The sequence below is a fragment of the Oribacterium sp. NK2B42 genome, assembly GCF_000424445.1.
Taxonomy (GTDB): Bacteria; Bacillota; Clostridia; order Lachnospirales; family Lachnospiraceae; genus Oribacterium.
In genome coordinates, this window is the sequence record NZ_AUJX01000015.1 from 1 (window position 1) to 17567 (window position 17567).

The following is a 17567-nucleotide window of genomic DNA, read 5'->3' on the forward strand; positions in this document are numbered from 1 at the left end:
TAAGGGATCAAAAAATCCTGTAAATCCGGTTATTCATGAGTACTACACCTTAAAATGCAAGTCCAAAAAGAAGAACGTTGCAATAGGTGCTGTAATGCACAAAATATGCAATATCATTTTTGCTATGCTTCGTGATAACAAGCCCTATGAGATGATCACCCCTGAAGAACACAGAAAGCAGTTTAATCGGCTCAATCGCACTACAAAAGTTGCCTGACATCTAATTTGTCATTTTCAATGTGCTATAAATGAATTAGCTTTATTAAAGTTACCCAAAAATGCAGGTGATGGCTAATTTCTAATATTTTCAATTTACTCCTTGACATTTCTTAGCTGGACTCTGAACAATCCATTTGATACTTTTCCCTAGTCTAACATCAGATTGAAAAATATACAATAGTTTTGGATATATAAAAGAGGACGGTAAAATCCGTCCTCAAATATTATAAATCCAGTGTAAAATCAGGATTTGAATATCCGTCTACAGTAAAGAAAATTTTGTGCTCGTCAAAATTGATGAACGTTTCGATTTTCTCGGCCTTGATATAGGGGTGCTTCTCCATGTATTCAAGAACTTTCTTCTGAGCAATCTCTTCAGTGTACTGTATCTTCTGATACTCAAATACTGTGCGAGTAAAAGTATATTTTGATGCTGCCTTTACCGGAGTCTTTGCTACAGGAGCCTTATCCATTTTCTCTACCTTCTTCATTCCACGTCTTGAAGTCGGTTTCTTCGCAGCGGTTGTTTTGGGTTTCGGACCTCTCTTTCTTCCAGTCGGCTTAACAACCGGTGTCTCTTGGGTTTCTACTACTGTCTTCTCTTCTGTTGCCATGTGATACTTTACATGTAATCATTTTAAATTAACTTTACCTTTGTTTACGTCTTTCTTTTTCATAAATTTCGTTAAAAGCCTCAAATGATATTCCCCAGTCAGTGCAACCATTAGGAAACATGTTTTTTACTTCAGTAATCGACATACTATGTGTCTTCACCATTATCTATTCTATCTCCATGACCAGCGCAAACATCGCCAAAATTAAATTCACAATTATTACATGACCTTTTGCTCGGTTCGAGATAACCCCAATCTACTTTTCCCATAATTCAAAAATACTCCTTGAAATTTTAATTGTATTTACGAAATTTTCCATGATCCAACATATTATACTTATGCAGTCAGTATAATATGAAATATATCCATTATTTATTTCTTTTATAAGTTATTATTTTGAAGAACTTCTTTAATCATATTAGACAATATTTCCCTATCCCATAAAGCGACATGTGTTGCTTTAGCTAATGCTTTTGCACCAGATGTAAAATGTCCGTTTGTCATTATAATACCTATATCACAACCGTACATAGTTTTACCAGCAAATACTTCTTGTACAGCTTGATTTCCTACATCTGAGGAATATCTTTTACACTGTATAGCGTATTTGATATTGTCCTTCTCCGCTGTAATATCAACACCTTGATCTCCTGTTACTTCTGTATATTTGATATTACTAAACCCATTAGCTTTTAATAAGTCACCGCAGTAATGTTCAAACTGAATGCCTTCCATTGCATCGACATTTGTAAGTATGCCTTCCACTGTAATTACCTTTTCAGGTTGCTTCTCTTTGTTTACAATATTATCTTGCTGTTCTGAATTAGATACTTTACTTTCTTCTTGAGGTTTATCAGTCTGTTGGTTCTCACCCGAAGACACATAAGGCTCTAGTATCTTGCTTAAAACTAAGAGCTGACCAATGCCAATAACAAAAGCTAATACCAGTTGCCATCCTGCCGGAATATGAACATCACCAAAAATTACTTTTTTTGTTAGGTCTAACTCACGTAAACACAACCCCATATAGGCACAAAACCCAAGTATACCAAAGATTATTTTCTTCATTTCTCTACTAACTCCTGATACATCTGCATCAACTTAGCTACACAATCTGCTTCTGAGGTAGTCTTTATATCAAAGTCATAAGCTTGCATAACAGCTCTATCATTAGCTGCGTGAGCTTTTTGTAACTCTGGTGGCATTGTGAGCGGATCATATAAGTCAGCTAAGCTACTATCTGGATATAAAGCTCTGGCATCCAGTATTCCCTGTGCTGTCTTTTCTATCTTAGTCTTCTGCTCTAGCGTAGGCGAAGGCCATGGAAAATTATTGTATACGATTGCCAATGAATAGCTATAATCTGATTTCATTCTCATGGCAACTACTCGCATCCAAGAATTATGAACATTAGATGTCAGAATTCCAAATTCATATAACGTTCCATTAGGAATAATACTCACTTTATTATTTGCAACCGTTCTATTATCAATATATCCAATTGGAATATATCTTCGCCTATGTGAAGATACAAGGGGTACTACAATTGCTGTGTCAGGATTATTTAAATCACGAAATAACCATGGTGTTTCCGCAAGTTTTTGTGCTTGTTTATCTGTGCTGCTCAATCTATCTTTACGGACTTGTTCAACTCTTTTCATAACTTCAGGCATCGTTTTTAATTCTTTAGGACTACACCCAACTAACCATAAACAATATCTTGGAATATTATTAATAAATTCTTCTGAGCCAATCATTCTCTTAATATATTTGGCAGCGTCTGGCTCTTTGTTTATCAACTTATCTTTTTCTTCTTCATTAAGTATAAGCGCAAGACATTTAACCGCTTTATTTCCGGCAATCATTTTGGGAACGTCACTTAAAGGAGCACTTCTCTTACTAACTAAAATTGACGGAGCATCAATTATATATGGGCTAATGTTTTGAGCCTCTTTCCTATCTTTAGCTTCCCCTGAATAAATATATTTTTTCCTTTTTATATCAATATTACTAAACCCAATTATTACGCAATGAACAGATGCTTTTTCATTTGCTTCACTATCCCATATAAAAGTACTATAGGCAAAATTAATGCGTGTATTAAATTGTTTCATTAAATAATTCCACAATATTGCCGGCTCTCCACCTTGAGTTATTGAATTTGTTGATACGAACGCACACTGAATAAAATTATTTTTGCAAAACTGTGCTGCCTTAATATACCAACCTCCTACATAATCCAATAATCTTATGTCTTTTATGCCTGATTTTAAATCAATCATATCTTTGTGTTGATTTGGCGTTTGATATTTTGCGCCTACAAATGGAGGATTACCCATAATATAGTTCAGCTTTTCTTTAGAAACTATATCATTCCAATCAACTCTAAGTGCATTACCTTCATGGATGTAAGCATTGGTCTTCAACGGTAGGAAATCAAGATGCATGAGAAGGATGTCTTCTGTTTCTTTCATCATCTGAGATTCTGCGATCCAAAGAGCTGTCTTAGCTACGGTAACAGCAAAGTCGTTTATCTCGATACCATAGAACTGAGAAATAGAAACTTTAATAGGGCTGGAACTTTCTTCATCGTCAGCGAACCACATACCTATCTGCTCTTGGTTAAGGGCTTTCAAAACTTCATTCTCTAATCTACGAATAGAAATATATGTTTCTGTCAAGAAGTTACCAGAACCACACGCTGGATCGAGCCATGTAAGACTTGCTAATTTATCTTGAAATGCTTTCAGTTTATTCTTCCTTGTTCTGAATACTTGACTGTTCTTTATCTCATTAAGTTCTTTTTTCAAATCATCCAGGAACAACGGATCGATAACCTTATGTATGTTCTCGATAGAAGTATAGTGCATCCCACCTGATCGTCTTGTTTCAGGATTCAATGTCGATTCGAAGACGGCACCAAAAATCGTAGGGCTTATCTGTGACCAATCAAATCCCTCACTAGCCTTGGCCAGAAGAATAGTCCTAATCTCATCTGTAAAGTTGGGGATCTCAATTTTTTCATCAGCAAACAAACCGCCGTTCACATAAGGGAACTTCGATAAATCGCTTTCATCATACGGATCTCTTTCATCTTCCGGTGTATCAAGAACCTTAAAGAGTTCTATCAGAGCTTTTCTCATATCCTTAGTAGAGAACTGCTCCATATAATCATGAAACATATGTCCACTGTCACCAAAAATATGAGCGTCTTCCGCATATAAACAAAATACAATCCTTACACAAAGCATATTAAGACTCTTTAAAGAGGCCTCCGAACTAGGGTCTCTATACTGCTTTAATAAAGCATCATAGATAAGACCAACAAATTCTCCCGCTTTTACAGAGACTTCCATCTCTTGAGTAATCTTCTGTTGCTTTTTGTCAGCTAGAAACTCAAAGAGACTGTACTTGTTAGGAAGTTCCGATAACATGACCTTTACAGGTTCCGGAACCCTTGCATCCATATCGTAAATCCAAATTTCTGCAAAGTTAGAGACGATGATCCACTTTGACTTCTCACTTACTGGCAAAGCGTTATCATAATCTTTGGCTTGCTCATACGGAGTTTTGCCACCATGTCCCTGCTGTGGTTTAGATAAGTCTATACCTAAAGTCTTTTGTTCGATCAGAACTCTTGTTTCAGGAATATATGCGTCAATTCTATTAGATAATGTACCTTTATTATTAAGAACTTTCTTTTGAAATTCGATTCTATCTGTTACATGGTCTAACCCTATTACGTCTTGAAGAAAATCTATCCAAAAAGACCTGTCGTCCTCATCTTCTCGCCCTTTATTTGCCCATTTTTGAGAAAACTGTCGTGCCGCTTCTCTTCTCTCTGAGTCAGTCATTTTCTGTGTGCTCCCTTTAAATATTTTTACGAATAAAAATATTTTATCACGGAATTTGTAATTCCGAATTAATCATTTCAACAATTCCCACTACATTCCTCATAGAACCTACAAGTCAGGCAGCACTGTCCACATCTCTTCTCCCGGATTCTCCAACCTCTTCGCAACCAATATATGAATCTACGCATCAAAAAAACACCTCTCATGTATGTATCTCAGATATGTTTCTGACTATACAATACATAAAGAGGTGTCCGTTAAAAAGGGTTGCATAAAAGCCAAATGTGCTGCTGTAAAGAGAACTTTGTGATTTCCCTAAACTCATAAATCTTTTTGGATGCGTACAACCTTACCTAAAATCGTTATTTCGGGAGAATATTCAAGCGGTTTAACAGAAAGATTCCCATATAGAATTATTGAATTACCATTTATCTACATCCTATAGCACCGTAAATCATCACTTCTTTGAGTGATAGTTAAAACAAAGTCACCATTTGTAGGCGGTTCATTCAACCAAACTATAACATTATCTCCTCTTCGTATTTCTGGAGATAATGTGTCATCATTAATCCTTATAGCGACCATATTTTTATCTTTATATGCATATTCAGGAACCATTTCAAGTCCTATTTGCTCCTTTGAAAAAATGTTCAATCAAAAGTACAAAGTCAGTAAAGATGAGACTTTCATAACCTTTTTTTGGAGACCAAATTGGAGACCAAATGGAGCTCTTTTTATCGTGTTTCGTTTTCTTGCACAACAAAAAAAGGACTTCCGATTCCTCGGAAATCCTTTATTTTCTGCCCTTCTATTGAGCAGGGGTTGAGGGATTCGAACCCCCATGAGCGGTTTTGGAGACCGATATCTTACCATTGGATGAAACCCCTGAGTGCCGTTCTCTTCAAGCGACTTGTATAATATACCGATTATTTTCTCCTACGTCAAGCACTTTTTTGAAATTTCACTGATAGCGCCACCGGCTGAACTGAAAAAAGGTAAGAAAATGCAAGGGTGGGTGGTCCGTCACGCGTCCCTTGCATTTTCTGTGCCATTTCACAGCAATTCATCTTCACCGGCGGAACTGTTACCAGTACTTTTTATTTTTTCATTATCTGCAGTGCTTCGCGAATGTTTCGCACCGGAATAAGCTGCACATCCTTCAGGTTTCGATCATTCAGCTTTTTGGCATGATATGCCGGAAGCACAACCTTGTTGAAACCGAGTCTAACGGCTTCCTCCACTCGCTGCTCTGCATTGGAAACCGCACGTACTTCCCCTGAGAGACCAACTTCCCCAAAGATCATGATGTCATCGCTTATCTCGATATTCATGTAAGATGAGATCAGGGACATGATGATGGCGAGATCCATGGAAGGCTCTGCGATATGCAATCCTCCCGTGATATTTAAGTAAGCGTCATACTTCCCGATCTCGAGATTCAGGCGTCTTTCAATGATGGCGATCAGCATGTTGAGACGATTATAGTCAAAACCGTTGGTGGTTCTTCTAGGCAGGTTAAATGCAGTCTGAACAACGAGCCCCTGAATCTCTATAAGAAGAGGTCTGGTGCCCTCCATGCCGCAGGAAACTACAGATCCTGAAGCTCCTATGGGACGTCCGGAAAGAAGCAGCTCTGAAGGATTCAGAACCTCATGAAGACCGGAGCCTTCCATTTCGAAGACAGCGATCTCATTGGTGGAACCGAATCGGTTTTTCTGTCCGTGCATGATGCGGAGGCTGCCGCTGCTCTCACCTTCAAAATAGAGAACCACATCCACCATGTGCTCAAGAATTTTGGGACCGGCAACATTACCATCCTTGGTCACGTGACCGACTATAAAGATGGCGATGCCGTTTTCCTTGGCAAGCCTTAGGAGCTGAGCCGATGATTCCCGAACCTGGCTGACTGATCCGGGAGCTGCGGTTACTGTTTCTGTATACATGGTCTGGATGGAATCGATGACCACGAAGTCCGGCTGTTCCTCCTGAACTGTGGCTACTATATTTTCAATGTTGGTCTCTGTCATGAATTTGAGATCACCGCTTATATCTACTATCCTCTCGGCTCTCATCTTTATCTGTTTGAGACTTTCCTCACCGGAAATGTAGAGCGCTTTTTTCTTTGATTCCGCAGACAGATTTCTGGAAACTTCAAGGAGCAGGGTGGATTTTCCGATTCCCGGGTCACCTCCTAAAAGAACCAGAGATCCCACAACTATTCCTCCGCCCAGAACTCTGTCAAGCTCGCGAAAACCTGTGGAGATTCTGTCTTCCTTTTGCAGGGAGATTTCGTCTATCCTAACCGGTTTTTGTCTGATAGGTCGTATACCTCCCGATGATTTACCTGTGGATTTCGAAAATCCTAAAGGAACTATCGGTTCTTCGACAAAAGAATTCCAGGCGCGACAGCCGGGACACTGCCCCAGCCACTTGGCGGATTCGTATCCGCATTTTTTGCAAAAATATTTAGATGTTGCTTTTGCCATGATCTTCCTTTATTAAAAACTATATATGACACGGGGATGGTTTCCGGAGTCATCGATGGATGACATGAAAACCGTCCCCGTGTCACTGGATTTATTACCTGATATAAGTGTCGTGCAGTTTTAGTCTTTTGCTTTAGCCTCCGGAGTTGTATCGGTGGCTTTTGCTCTCGGTTTTCTGATAGCGGTTTTTCTGGCAGAAGTTTTTTCCCTGGCAGCAGGTTTCTTCACTGCCGCCTTTTTAACAGGTTCTGCCGCTTTGCTCTGACCTCCGAATCTGAGAGCCTTTCCTTCCTTGTCCACGGTTATCTTTACAGTGGAGTTTTCAGGAATGTTTCCATCCAGGATCTCTTCCGCCAGCTTGTCCTCAAGTTCTGTCTGTATAGTCCTTCTCAAAGGTCTTGCACCGAATTTAGGGTTGAAGCCCTTTTCGATGAGCCATTCCTTGGACTTTGTATCAAGGCTGATCTTGATGTTCATCTGCGAGCTTGCACGGTTGATGACGTCTCTCATCATGATGGACAGGATATCCTTCATGTTTTCCTTTGTGATCTGGTGGAAAACGATGACCTCGTCAATTCTGTTAAGGAATTCCGGCTTAAAGAGACGGTGAACCTCGTCCATTACACGGCTCTGCATAAACTGGTAATCCTTTTCCTGAGATCCGTCACCGGTATCGAATCCGAGACGCTTGGGACTCACTATCTGCTCGGCTCCTGCATTGGAAGTCATGATAATGATGGTATTCTTGAAGGAAACCTTTCGTCCCTGAGCATCGGTTATATGACCGTCATCCAGTACCTGGAGAAGGATGTTAAGAACGTCCGGATGAGCCTTCTCGATCTCATCGAAAAGGATGACAGAATACGGATTGCGTCTCACCTTTTCACTGAGCTGGCCGCCTTCGTCATAGCCCACATATCCCGGAGGTGAACCGATCATCTTTGAGACGCTGTACTTTTCCATGTATTCGGACATGTCAACCCTGATCAGGTTATTCTCGGAACCGAACATGGCTTCTGCCAATGCCTTTGAAAGCTCTGTCTTACCTACACCTGTAGGTCCCAGGAACATGAAGGAACCGATAGGACGCTTTGGATCCTTAAGACCTACGCGGCCCCTTTTGATCGCTTTTGCAACAGCGGAAACAGCCTCTGTCTGTCCCACAACCCTCTTGTGAAGAGTGTCCTCAAGACGCATAAGCTTCTCTGTTTCGCCCTCTGTAAGCTTCTGAACAGGAATCTTTGTCCACTCGGAGACAACATTGGCAATGTCGGTTTCCGTAACGTGAAGAACATTATCTTCCTTGGACTTCTGCCATTTTTCTATTTCTTTATCAAGCTTAAGCTTTTTCTGCTCCTGCTTTTTCTTTATCTCGGAAGCGCCTTCGAAATCCTCTTTCCGGATGCACTGTTCCTTGTCATTCTCCAGCTCGTCTATCTGCATACGGAGCTTTTTGATAGCCTGAGGTTCTCCGGAAGCGGTTATACGTATCTTTGAAGCGGCTTCGTCAACAAGGTCGATGGCCTTGTCTGGAAGATATCTGTCATTGATATAACGTTCGGACAAAGACACAGCGGCTTTTAATGCCTCATCATCTATGACCACGTGATGGTGTTCCTCGTACTTTGGAGCTATTCCCTTAAGGATATCATAGGTCTCATCCTCTGAAGGCTCATCCACCGTTACCGGCTGGAAACGACGTTCAAGAGCAGCATCCTTCTCGATATGCTTACGGTATTCATCGAGCGTTGTTGCACCGATGATCTGGAGCTCTCCACGGGCCAGAGCCGGTTTAAGTATATTGGCGGCATCCAATGCTCCTTCTGCACCGCCTGCGCCTATGATGGTATGTATCTCATCGATAAACAAAAGAACATTACCGTCATTTCTTGCTTCGGCAATAACACGCTTTATACGTTCTTCAAATTCGCCTCTGTATTTGGAACCTGCCACCATGCCTGAAATATCTAGGGTGACAAGTCGTTTGTTCTGAATGGTTTCGGGAACATCTCCCGAATAGATCCTCTGGGCCAGCCCTTCAACAACTGCGGTTTTTCCGACTCCGGGTTCTCCTATAAGACAAGGATTGTTTTTGGTTCTCCTTGACAGTATCTGGATGACTCTCATGATCTCAGAGCTTCTTCCGATAACCGGATCCAGCTTTCCGTTAGCTGCCATATCGGTAAGGTCTCTGGAATACTGGTCCAGGGTTGGAGTGTCGGAACGCTTGGGCTGCTGTGACTGACGTGGTGCCCGTTCATCGGTTGCCGGATCCTGATTGATGACAGCCATAAGCTGCTGATAGATACGCTGGGCATTGCCTCCCAGTGTGGCAATGATCCTGGAGGCAACACAGCCTGTATCCTTAAGGAGCGCAACAAGTATATGTTCTGTTCCGACAAGCCTTGAGCCTGCACGCATGGCCTCCTGCATGGAATTCTCCATTATCTTCTTGGCTGAAGGTGTATAACCTGCCCTGTCAGTAACGGCAACATTGCTGTCCGGTGATATGAATTTGGAGATCATTTCGCGGATTCTGTCTTCGTTGATGCCGTTTTGCTGGAGAACCTTGGAGGCCACAGAAGTGCCTTCACGTCTCAGTCCCAGGAGGATATGTTCTGTGCCTATGTAATTGTGCCTGAGTTCCTCTGCCGCCTCTATGGCAAGCTGTAAGGAACGCTGAGCCTGAATAGTAAATTGATTCATGTTTTACCACCTTTCATAAAGAATATTCTAGAACATTTGTAGGAGTTAATCAACTTGCTGTAGATTTTGTTGCGGGAAATTTTTGCAAAAAAAAAACAGACGCCATTTAGGTGACGTCTGCTTCTTATTACTTTTTATAGATCCTCGATATCAAGTCCGCTGTCAGAGGAAGATGTTTCATTTGCTTCAGAAGCATCGGCTGAAGCAGTCTTTGGATTCTTCAGGTTGGATTTCTTCCATTCCTTATTGAAGTCAAAGGCTCTTGTTGCTCCCATATCCTCATTTGGGACAGAGCTTTTACTTTCTGCCGGTGTGTCATCTTCTTCATCAAGGTCTTCAAGATCAAGTCCGGAGTTTGCTGCAACCTGGGACGGACTCTCTGCCTTATTATAGTCTGCCTGTTCATCCTTTGTTATGATCCTTGTCATCTCAAGCTCCGGATCCAATGAATCTTCAGACGAAACGGAATCGGCAGAACGACTGAATCTGTTAAAGGCAATAGTCTCATCTGAAGGTACTGAGTCATCGGATGATGCAGTCCCGGAATCTTTCTGATCCTTCAGACTGCGAAGTGCACCATTCTGCGGCATGTGCCTTCTCTGTGTGAGCACAACGATCATAAAGATCAGAAGGATAATGACTATTCCGCCGAGTACACATGCAAGTATGAACATGCTGTTATACTGACCTACAAGCTTGTCATATCTCTCAACTACTTCCGGATACTTTTCAGCGCTTGTCTTAATGTCTTCAGCGACAGGATCCTCAAAATATCTCTGTAGTGTCTTCTCCTGAAGATCGTATCTGTAGAAGTTCAGCTCACCGGCATCATTCATACCGTAAACGATGCAATACTGGTGGTCTGAGTCATGCTTCCATACCCAGCCCTTAACCTGATGACCGTCTATATCAATGGTACTCTCTGCAAAGCCCTCAGGTACCACAACATCTGAACCCGGGTTCATGATGGTAATGGTCTTTTCCTTGGAGCTGAGTTTTACACCTTCATTTACGGTTTCTGTAGGAACACCGGCCTGTGAGGCATCGCCTGCGGTTGGACCGCCTTCCTGTTTGGTTACCTTAATGTTGTATGTTGCCTGGGTGGTTCCGTCCGCAGCAGTTACTGTGATGGCAACATTGTTCTCACCCATATTAAGCTGTTCGTTTCCGGTAACGGCTACTGTTGCGCCGGAATCGGCAGTGACAGCATTGATGGCAAGGGTATCTACACTTGTACCGACAATTACGGAATATTCGGTTACGTTATTTGCAAACTCAGGTGTCAGGGTTCCCGGGGATACCACAAGGGAACCGAGTATGGCATTGTTGGAAGCAGCGGCCGCAGATGAAATGGTAACATTTGAGGAACCCTGATGGGTTATCTCGGCTATGGACTCATCTGTGTCATAAACTTCAAAGTTTGAAATGCTTATCTTCGCATTTCCTGATGCCAGAGTATTGAATTTAAGGTTGTACTCAAGGGTTCCGGTTTCAGCACCATTGGTGGCACCATTGACGCGAATGGTTCCTGCTCCGCCCTCTGCGTCTGTTCCGCTGATGAATTCAAGAAGACTTGAATCGTAGCCAAGGGTGATGTCAGAACGTGACAATGCTCCGTCAGAGCTTGAAACCTTCATGGTGACATTGACTTCGGAACCTACTGTGACGGTGGGGTCTGAAAATGATATGGATGCTGTGGCAGCCAATGCCTGCATTGACAAAAATACTGATATGGCAGCTGTTGTCAGAAAATATTTAAAATGTCTCATGAATACCTCTTTGTTATTTTCATACTTAATTTTATCATTTTACATCGGACCGACGCCAACTTCAACCATATTAGTGGATGAGCTGTTGACTGCAGTTTCTGAGACTACAGCCTGAACTGAAGTATTTCCATATACAGAGGAAACATCAACAGTTATGGGACCGGTTGTGCTGCCAAGTGTAGGATCGGCATTTCCCGCTACCTGAACGTTTGAATATGGATCCTGCGGCATATATGTCTGATATGCACCCATCTGACCGCCTGCGGACTTGTTAATGGTTATCTGGTAGTTACGCTGGTCTCCGTTTTCTGCTGTTACCAGAACATTAACCATGGTGGAGGCCTGATCCAGTATTATCTGCCCGGTTCCGGAGATTGTTGCGCCTGAATGAATTGCTGCGGCGGAAACATTAACCGCTGTGACTGAAGGATCAACAATAAGTGTATATGAAGCAGTATCCATATTGAATCCGGGAGTCAGAGTGAAACCGTCCACTGAAAGGGAAGCCAGTTTGTTGTTTGGATTTCCGTCCTTTGTGGGCATAGGGCATGCGGTTTCAGGCATATTGGTATATACCGGAATGTAAAATGTTATCGCATCCTGACGCATTGTTTCATTATAAGCCTTGCTGAGATTCTTTCCTTCTTCCGCTGCGCCTTGCGTGTTTGTCATGTACTGGTGTTTGTAAATGTTGGAGCCCTGAACATTGAATCTCTTAAGGTACAGTGTGTTCTGTCCTGCGTTCAGATAGTTGCCTGCATAGAACATGGCACCGCCGATTATCGCTCTTTCGGGAGTATTCCAGGGGCGATTATAGCTTCCGGACTGGGATGCGTACCAGAGCCCTCTCTCTACTGCGGTCATGCCGCCAGTTGCATAGGCACCGACGTTGAAATAGTTATAGTAGCCGCTCGCTCCGGAGATGGATCCGCTGGTTCCCTTACTGCCCTGCTCCTGTATGATCATGGATGCAAGAACATAAGGACTTATATGAGCCTGCTCGGCAGCTTCCATAATGATATCTGAGTATGTTACCGTAACCTGACCTGTGTAAGCACCAGTAATGTTTCCGGTTCCTGCAGGATTGGCAGCTACTTCAGCTGTAACGGCACCGCCGGGTGCTGCATAGACTGAGATTCCATCTGTGACGGTGGTGCTGTCGGAAGCGCTGTCCGCTGATGATGTAACAGCCCCTCCGTCTGTAATGTTTATGACAGTTCCGTCCGAGGACTCTGAGGAATTTGAAGCTGCCGTTGATTCGGAAACTGCTGATCCGGTGTCTGCCGCTTTTGTTTCGGTCGTATTTCCCGGTGCTTCGTATCCGATCAATACTTCGTCTGCGCTGAGTCCCGAATTAACAAGATCAAGAACGGAACCCACTTCTTTCGTAACCGGAGATGCTCCATCTGAAGCTCCGGAAACGGGATTTGCGGTCCCCGTCATACCGGTATAGCCCATTGACTGAAGAGCTTGCTGATAAAGAGGGCTTGATGAATCTATGGTGACACTTCCTTCCAGGAAGGTGCCCTTAACCATGGACTTTAATCTGTCCAGAGTCTGAACAGAAGGATCAAACTCATGGGCCGTGAACTGGAATATATAGGAATCATCAAAGAAGTTTCTCGGATCCATGTAATACTCGACAATTTCTTTTGATGCGGCTACCCAGGTGGCACCATCGAATCCGGGCCAGCTGGAGGTGGTCCAGTCAAATTTTCCGGGTTCTGTAGATTTCCACGAGGATTTTGAACCTTTATCGATAAGGCTTGAAGTTCCCTGAAGTTCTGCCTGTACGGCTGCAGACCAGTCAAGCCCGGTATTCATAGTTTTAAAAACCCAATTTGGGTACTGTGTATGTAGCTGTCGAAGCCCCGGTTTGTAGGATTCGGGGAAACCCTGCTGTGACAGAGCAGCTTCGAAATTTCCGTCATTGGTATAGGATACCTGTGCCTGAACAAAATCTGAACGAACATATCCTGTGCCACCTGAAAAGGAAATTTGACACCAGGTATTCCCGTCACTTCCGGTAGTTTGTCCGATAACGGAAACCTGAGTGTTGTTCCCGAGGGAGGTAACTACTGCTCCATCTGTTCCGGCAGAGGAACGAACATTGACGTTGGTGCCTCTTATTACTGCCAGCTGTTCTGCATGAGATATCATGGAACCGTCTTTTATCAGTGCTTCAGGCACGGATACAAACAGTCCCAATATGGATAAAAGCGCAGTGGCTTTTCTTAATGTCTTTTTCACTTTGATTTTTTTCATTAAATCTGACTCCCCAATTTGCAAAAATTGACTCATTTAAATCATAAAAGTTAGCTCCTGGAATCGCAACGGAAATCCAAATTATTCAGATAACCGACAAGGTTTTGTAATGAATGGGAGCAGGTTCTTATAACTCATGTGATATTGTATTTGGGAATAAGGTTAATGAGCGGAAACTTACCTGAAATCGGGAACATAAAAAAGCTTAAAGGCGGTGCCGGAAATCCGACACCGCCTTTAAAAAGGATAAATCAGTCTCTATTAAACTGGATACGCCTTATTGGCTTTGTCAGCTGCTGTTGCAGCCACACCTGTACGCTGAGCATTTCTATACTCGAAGAAATCCTTGGCAACAGCCGGGAACAGTGCGTATGAAAGAACATCTTCCTTGGTAGGATTCTCAACATACTGCTTTGTTTCTTCGGTATACTTCTCCATCTGAGGTTCGATATGATCTGCAGGACGGTCTGTCATCTGAGCTTCGCCCTTAAGTATCTTGGCAACAACCTCAGGATCCATAGGCTTAACTGTACGTCCGAACTCTCCGGCTACAAGCTTATGTGACTCCTTGGGAACCATCTTATATCTCTCGCCCATGAGAACGTTCATAACAGCCTGGGTTCCAACGATCTGTGAAGAAGGTGTAACGAGAGGCGGCTCACCAAAGTCCTTACGAACTCTTGGAACTTCCTCAAGAACCTCTGTAAGCTTATCGTCCTTGCCTGCCTGGTGAAGCTGTGAAATAAGGTTACTGAGCATACCGCCCGGAACCTGATATCTAAGGGTGTTAACATTAACACCGAGAACCTTTGTTGAAAGAAGACCTGACTTCAGGCACTCCTCACGATATGGCTCGAAGTAGTTGGATACATCGATGAGCTTGTTAACATCAAGACCTGTATCATACTCTGTTCCTTCAAATGCCTTAACCATAACGTCTGTTGAAGGCTGTGATGTACCGAGAGCAAAAGGTGTAGATGCTGTATCGATGATGTCAGCACCTGCCTCAACACACTTAAGGTAAGTCATTGATGCCATACCTGATGTGTAGTGTGTGTGGATCTCGATAGGAAGCTTGGTTCCTCTCTTAAGAGCCTTAACAAGGTCATAACCTGCCTGAGGAAGAAGGAGTCCTGCCATATCCTTGATGCAAAGGGAATCTGCGCCGAGACTCTCAACGTCGTTGGCAAGCTTCTCCCAGTAATCAAGAGTATATGCATCACCGAGAGTATAGCAAAGAGCGATCTGGGCATGTCCGCCCTCTCTCTTCGTTGCCTTAACAGCTGTCTCAAGGTTACGGATATCGTTGAGACAGTCGAAGATACGGATAACATCGATACCGTTTGCGATGGATCTCTCTACGAAGTTATCAACAACATCATCGGCATAGTGATTGTAGCCAAGGATATTCTGACCTCTGAAAAGCATCTGAAGCTTTGTGTTCTTCATATGGCTCTTGATCATTCTGAGTCTCTCCCAGGGATCTTCCTTGAGGAAACGGAGACATGAGTCAAATGTAGCACCGCCCCAGCACTCTACAGCGTTATAACCAACCTGATCCATCTTATCAAGGATCGGTTCCATTTCTGAACTCGGCATACGAGTTGCGATTAATGACTGATGCGCATCACGCAGTACAGTCTCTGTGATTTTTACTTTAGCCATTTTATCTCCTCTATTTACTTAACACCGTAAACGGCCATAAATGTACCGGCTGCAACGGCAGTACCGATAACTCCGGCTACGTTAGGACCCATAGCCTGCATGAGCAGGAAGTTTGTAGGATCAGTTTCGGAGGCAACCTTCTGTGAAACTCTGGCAGCCATAGGAACGGCTGAAACACCGGCAGAACCGATCAGAGGGTTGATCTTCTTTCCGGAAAGAACATACATAAGCTTTCCGATAATAACGCCTGCGGCTGTACCAAATGCGAATGCGATAAGACCGAGAGCTACGATCTTTAAGGTATCAACATTAAGGAAAGCCTCGGCTGATGTTGCACCACCTACAGAAGTTCCGAGCATGATGACAACGATGTACATCATAGCATTTGAAGCTGTCTCTGTAAGCTGTTTAACAACACCGCACTCTTTGAAAAGGTTACCGAGCATAAGCATACCAACAAGGGGTGCTGTAGTAGGAAGAAGGAGACAAACTACTACTGTAACAACGATCGGGAAAAGTATTCTCTCGAGCTTTGATACAGGACGGAGTGTAGGCATCTTTACCTTTCTCTCCTCTTCTGTTGTAAGGGCCTTCATGATAGGAGGCTGGATGATGGGAACCAGTGACATGTAGGAGTAAGCTGCTACTGCAATAGGTCCCAAAAGTGATGTCTGTCCGAGCTTATTGCAAAGGAAAATGGATGTAGGTCCGTCGGCTCCACCGATGATGGAGATGGCTGCGGCAGCAGCACCATTGAATCCCATGAAAATAGCCATGAAATAAGCTGAGTAAATACCAAACTGAGCGGCAGCACCGAGAAGGAAGGTTATCGGGTTTGCTATCAGTGGTGAGAAGTCTGTCTGGGCACCTACACCCATGAAGATAAGTGAAGGAAGGATTGCCCACTCATCAAGATGGAAGAAGTACCAAAGAAGTCCACCTGTTCCGTTAATGGAATTTTCCGGAGCCATCATGATGTCCGGATAAATATTAACAAGCAGCATACCGAAAGCGATAGGAACCAGAAGAAGCGGTTCAAATCCTTTGGCAATGGCAAGATACAGGAAAACGAAAGCGACGAAGATCATCAGGATGTTTCCCCAAGTCATGCTTACGAAAGCTGTCTGCTGGAGCAGGTTTGAAAATGTTTGTAATACGTTCATATTTTATTTATCCTCCAGTACAGCGAATCAAATCAAAAAAAGCAAATCAACCGTAAATTAGTTAAGAGTTGCAAGAGTTGCACCTGATTCTACTGCATCACCAACAGAAACGTTGATGGAAGCAATTGTACCATCCTGAGGAGCAACGATCTCGTTCTCCATCTTCATGGCCTCAAGAACAAGGATTGCCTCGCCGGACTTAACAGCCTCGCCGGCATTCTTCTTAACAGCAAGGATCTTACCGGGCATAGGAGCCTCAACCTTCACTGAACCCTGAGCGCCTGAAGCTGCAGGAGCAGGAGCGGCTGCAGGTGCCGGAGCTGCTGCGGGAGCGGGTGCAGCGGCAGCCTTGGGAGCAGCACCGTTTCCGCCCTCTTCTACTGTTACGTCATAAGCGACGCCGTTTACTGTAATAGTATATTTCTTCATTTTAAATACCTCTCAATAAATAAGGGCAATCGCCCGTGTTAATCTAAAGTTGCAAGAGTTGCGCCTGATTCTACTGCATCACCGACAGAAACGTTGATGGAAGCAATTGTACCATCCTGAGGAGCAACGATCTCGTTTTCCATCTTCATGGCCTCGAGAATAAGGATAGCCTCACCGGACTTAACAGTCTCGCCGGCATTCTTCTTAACTGCAAGAATCTTACCAGGCATAGGGGCTTCCACCTTTATTGAACCCTGGGAGCCTGCAGCTGCGGGAGCAGCCTTAGGAGCGGGAGCCGCTAAAGGAGCTGCGGGGGCAACTGATGTTACTACAGGTGAAGAAGCGGGAGCTGTTTCTGCCGGAGCTGAAACCATGCTGCGGTTTCTTAACGGACGTA

The 17567-nt window shown here is 43.4% G+C and carries 12 protein-coding genes, 1 tRNA gene and 1 pseudogene; 1 reads left to right on the plus strand and 13 read right to left on the minus strand.

Features of this window, described 5'->3' with window-relative positions:
* Window positions 1-217: pseudogene (locus tag G625_RS22720) on the plus strand (IS110 family transposase); the annotation flags it as partial.
* Between the two features lie 226 nt (window positions 218-443).
* Here G625_RS22720 and G625_RS0106515 read toward each other — a convergent pair.
* From G625_RS0106515 to G625_RS23470, 13 genes are all read right to left on the minus strand, one after another.
* A complete protein-coding gene (locus tag G625_RS0106515; RefSeq protein ID WP_029200477.1) occupies window positions 444-833 on the minus strand; it encodes a hypothetical protein in 390 nt (129 codons plus the stop codon).
* A gap of 381 nt (window positions 834-1214) precedes the next feature.
* Entirely contained in the window at window positions 1215-1901 is a 687-nt protein-coding gene (locus G625_RS21110; RefSeq protein ID WP_049895769.1) for a restriction endonuclease, read from the minus strand.
* Window positions 1898-4687 carry a DNA methyltransferase gene (locus G625_RS0106530; RefSeq protein ID WP_029200478.1) on the minus strand — a complete coding sequence of 930 codons (2790 nt, stop codon included), beginning with the start codon at window positions 4685-4687 and terminating at the stop codon, window positions 1898-1900. The genes G625_RS21110 and G625_RS0106530 overlap by 4 nt, the downstream gene beginning before the upstream one ends.
* 432 nt (window positions 4688-5119) lie before the next feature.
* Window positions 5120-5305, minus strand: coding sequence for a S24 family peptidase (locus G625_RS23625; RefSeq protein WP_029200479.1), 186 nt, complete (start codon window positions 5303-5305; stop codon window positions 5120-5122).
* A 198-nt stretch (window positions 5306-5503) separates the two neighbouring features.
* Window positions 5504-5574, minus strand: a tRNA-Trp gene (locus G625_RS0106540).
* Between the two features lie 210 nt (window positions 5575-5784).
* The gene (gene radA / locus G625_RS0106545) at window positions 5785-7173 is read right to left on the minus strand and encodes a DNA repair protein RadA (protein ID WP_029200480.1); all 1389 of its coding nucleotides are present in this window, start codon (window positions 7171-7173) and stop codon (window positions 5785-5787) included.
* Between the two features lie 120 nt (window positions 7174-7293).
* On the minus strand, window positions 7294-9879 hold the full coding sequence (locus G625_RS18700) for an ATP-dependent Clp protease ATP-binding subunit (RefSeq protein WP_044931890.1): 2586 nt from the start codon (window positions 9877-9879) through the stop codon (window positions 7294-7296).
* 134 nt (window positions 9880-10013) lie between these two features.
* Entirely contained in the window at window positions 10014-11648 is a 1635-nt protein-coding gene (locus G625_RS18705) for a cadherin-like beta sandwich domain-containing protein (RefSeq protein WP_049895770.1), read from the minus strand.
* A gap of 39 nt (window positions 11649-11687) precedes the next feature.
* The gene (locus G625_RS18710) at window positions 11688-13913 is read right to left on the minus strand and encodes an SH3 domain-containing protein (RefSeq protein WP_049895771.1); all 2226 of its coding nucleotides are present in this window, start codon (window positions 13911-13913) and stop codon (window positions 11688-11690) included.
* A gap of 261 nt (window positions 13914-14174) precedes the next feature.
* Window positions 14175-15578, minus strand: a complete 1404-nt coding sequence (locus G625_RS0106565; protein WP_029200481.1) for an oxaloacetate decarboxylase subunit alpha — start codon at window positions 15576-15578, stop codon at window positions 14175-14177.
* Between the two features lie 14 nt (window positions 15579-15592).
* Window positions 15593-16741 carry a sodium ion-translocating decarboxylase subunit beta gene (locus G625_RS0106570; RefSeq protein WP_029200482.1) on the minus strand — a complete coding sequence of 383 codons (1149 nt, stop codon included), beginning with the start codon at window positions 16739-16741 and terminating at the stop codon, window positions 15593-15595.
* Between the two features lie 57 nt (window positions 16742-16798).
* Window positions 16799-17170 carry a biotin/lipoyl-containing protein gene (locus G625_RS0106575; protein WP_029200483.1) on the minus strand — a complete coding sequence of 124 codons (372 nt, stop codon included), beginning with the start codon at window positions 17168-17170 and terminating at the stop codon, window positions 16799-16801.
* A 38-nt stretch (window positions 17171-17208) separates the two neighbouring features.
* On the minus strand, window positions 17209-17544 hold the full coding sequence (locus G625_RS23470; RefSeq protein ID WP_044931908.1) for an acetyl-CoA carboxylase biotin carboxyl carrier protein subunit: 336 nt from the start codon (window positions 17542-17544) through the stop codon (window positions 17209-17211).
* Window positions 17545-17567 lie beyond the last annotated feature (23 nt).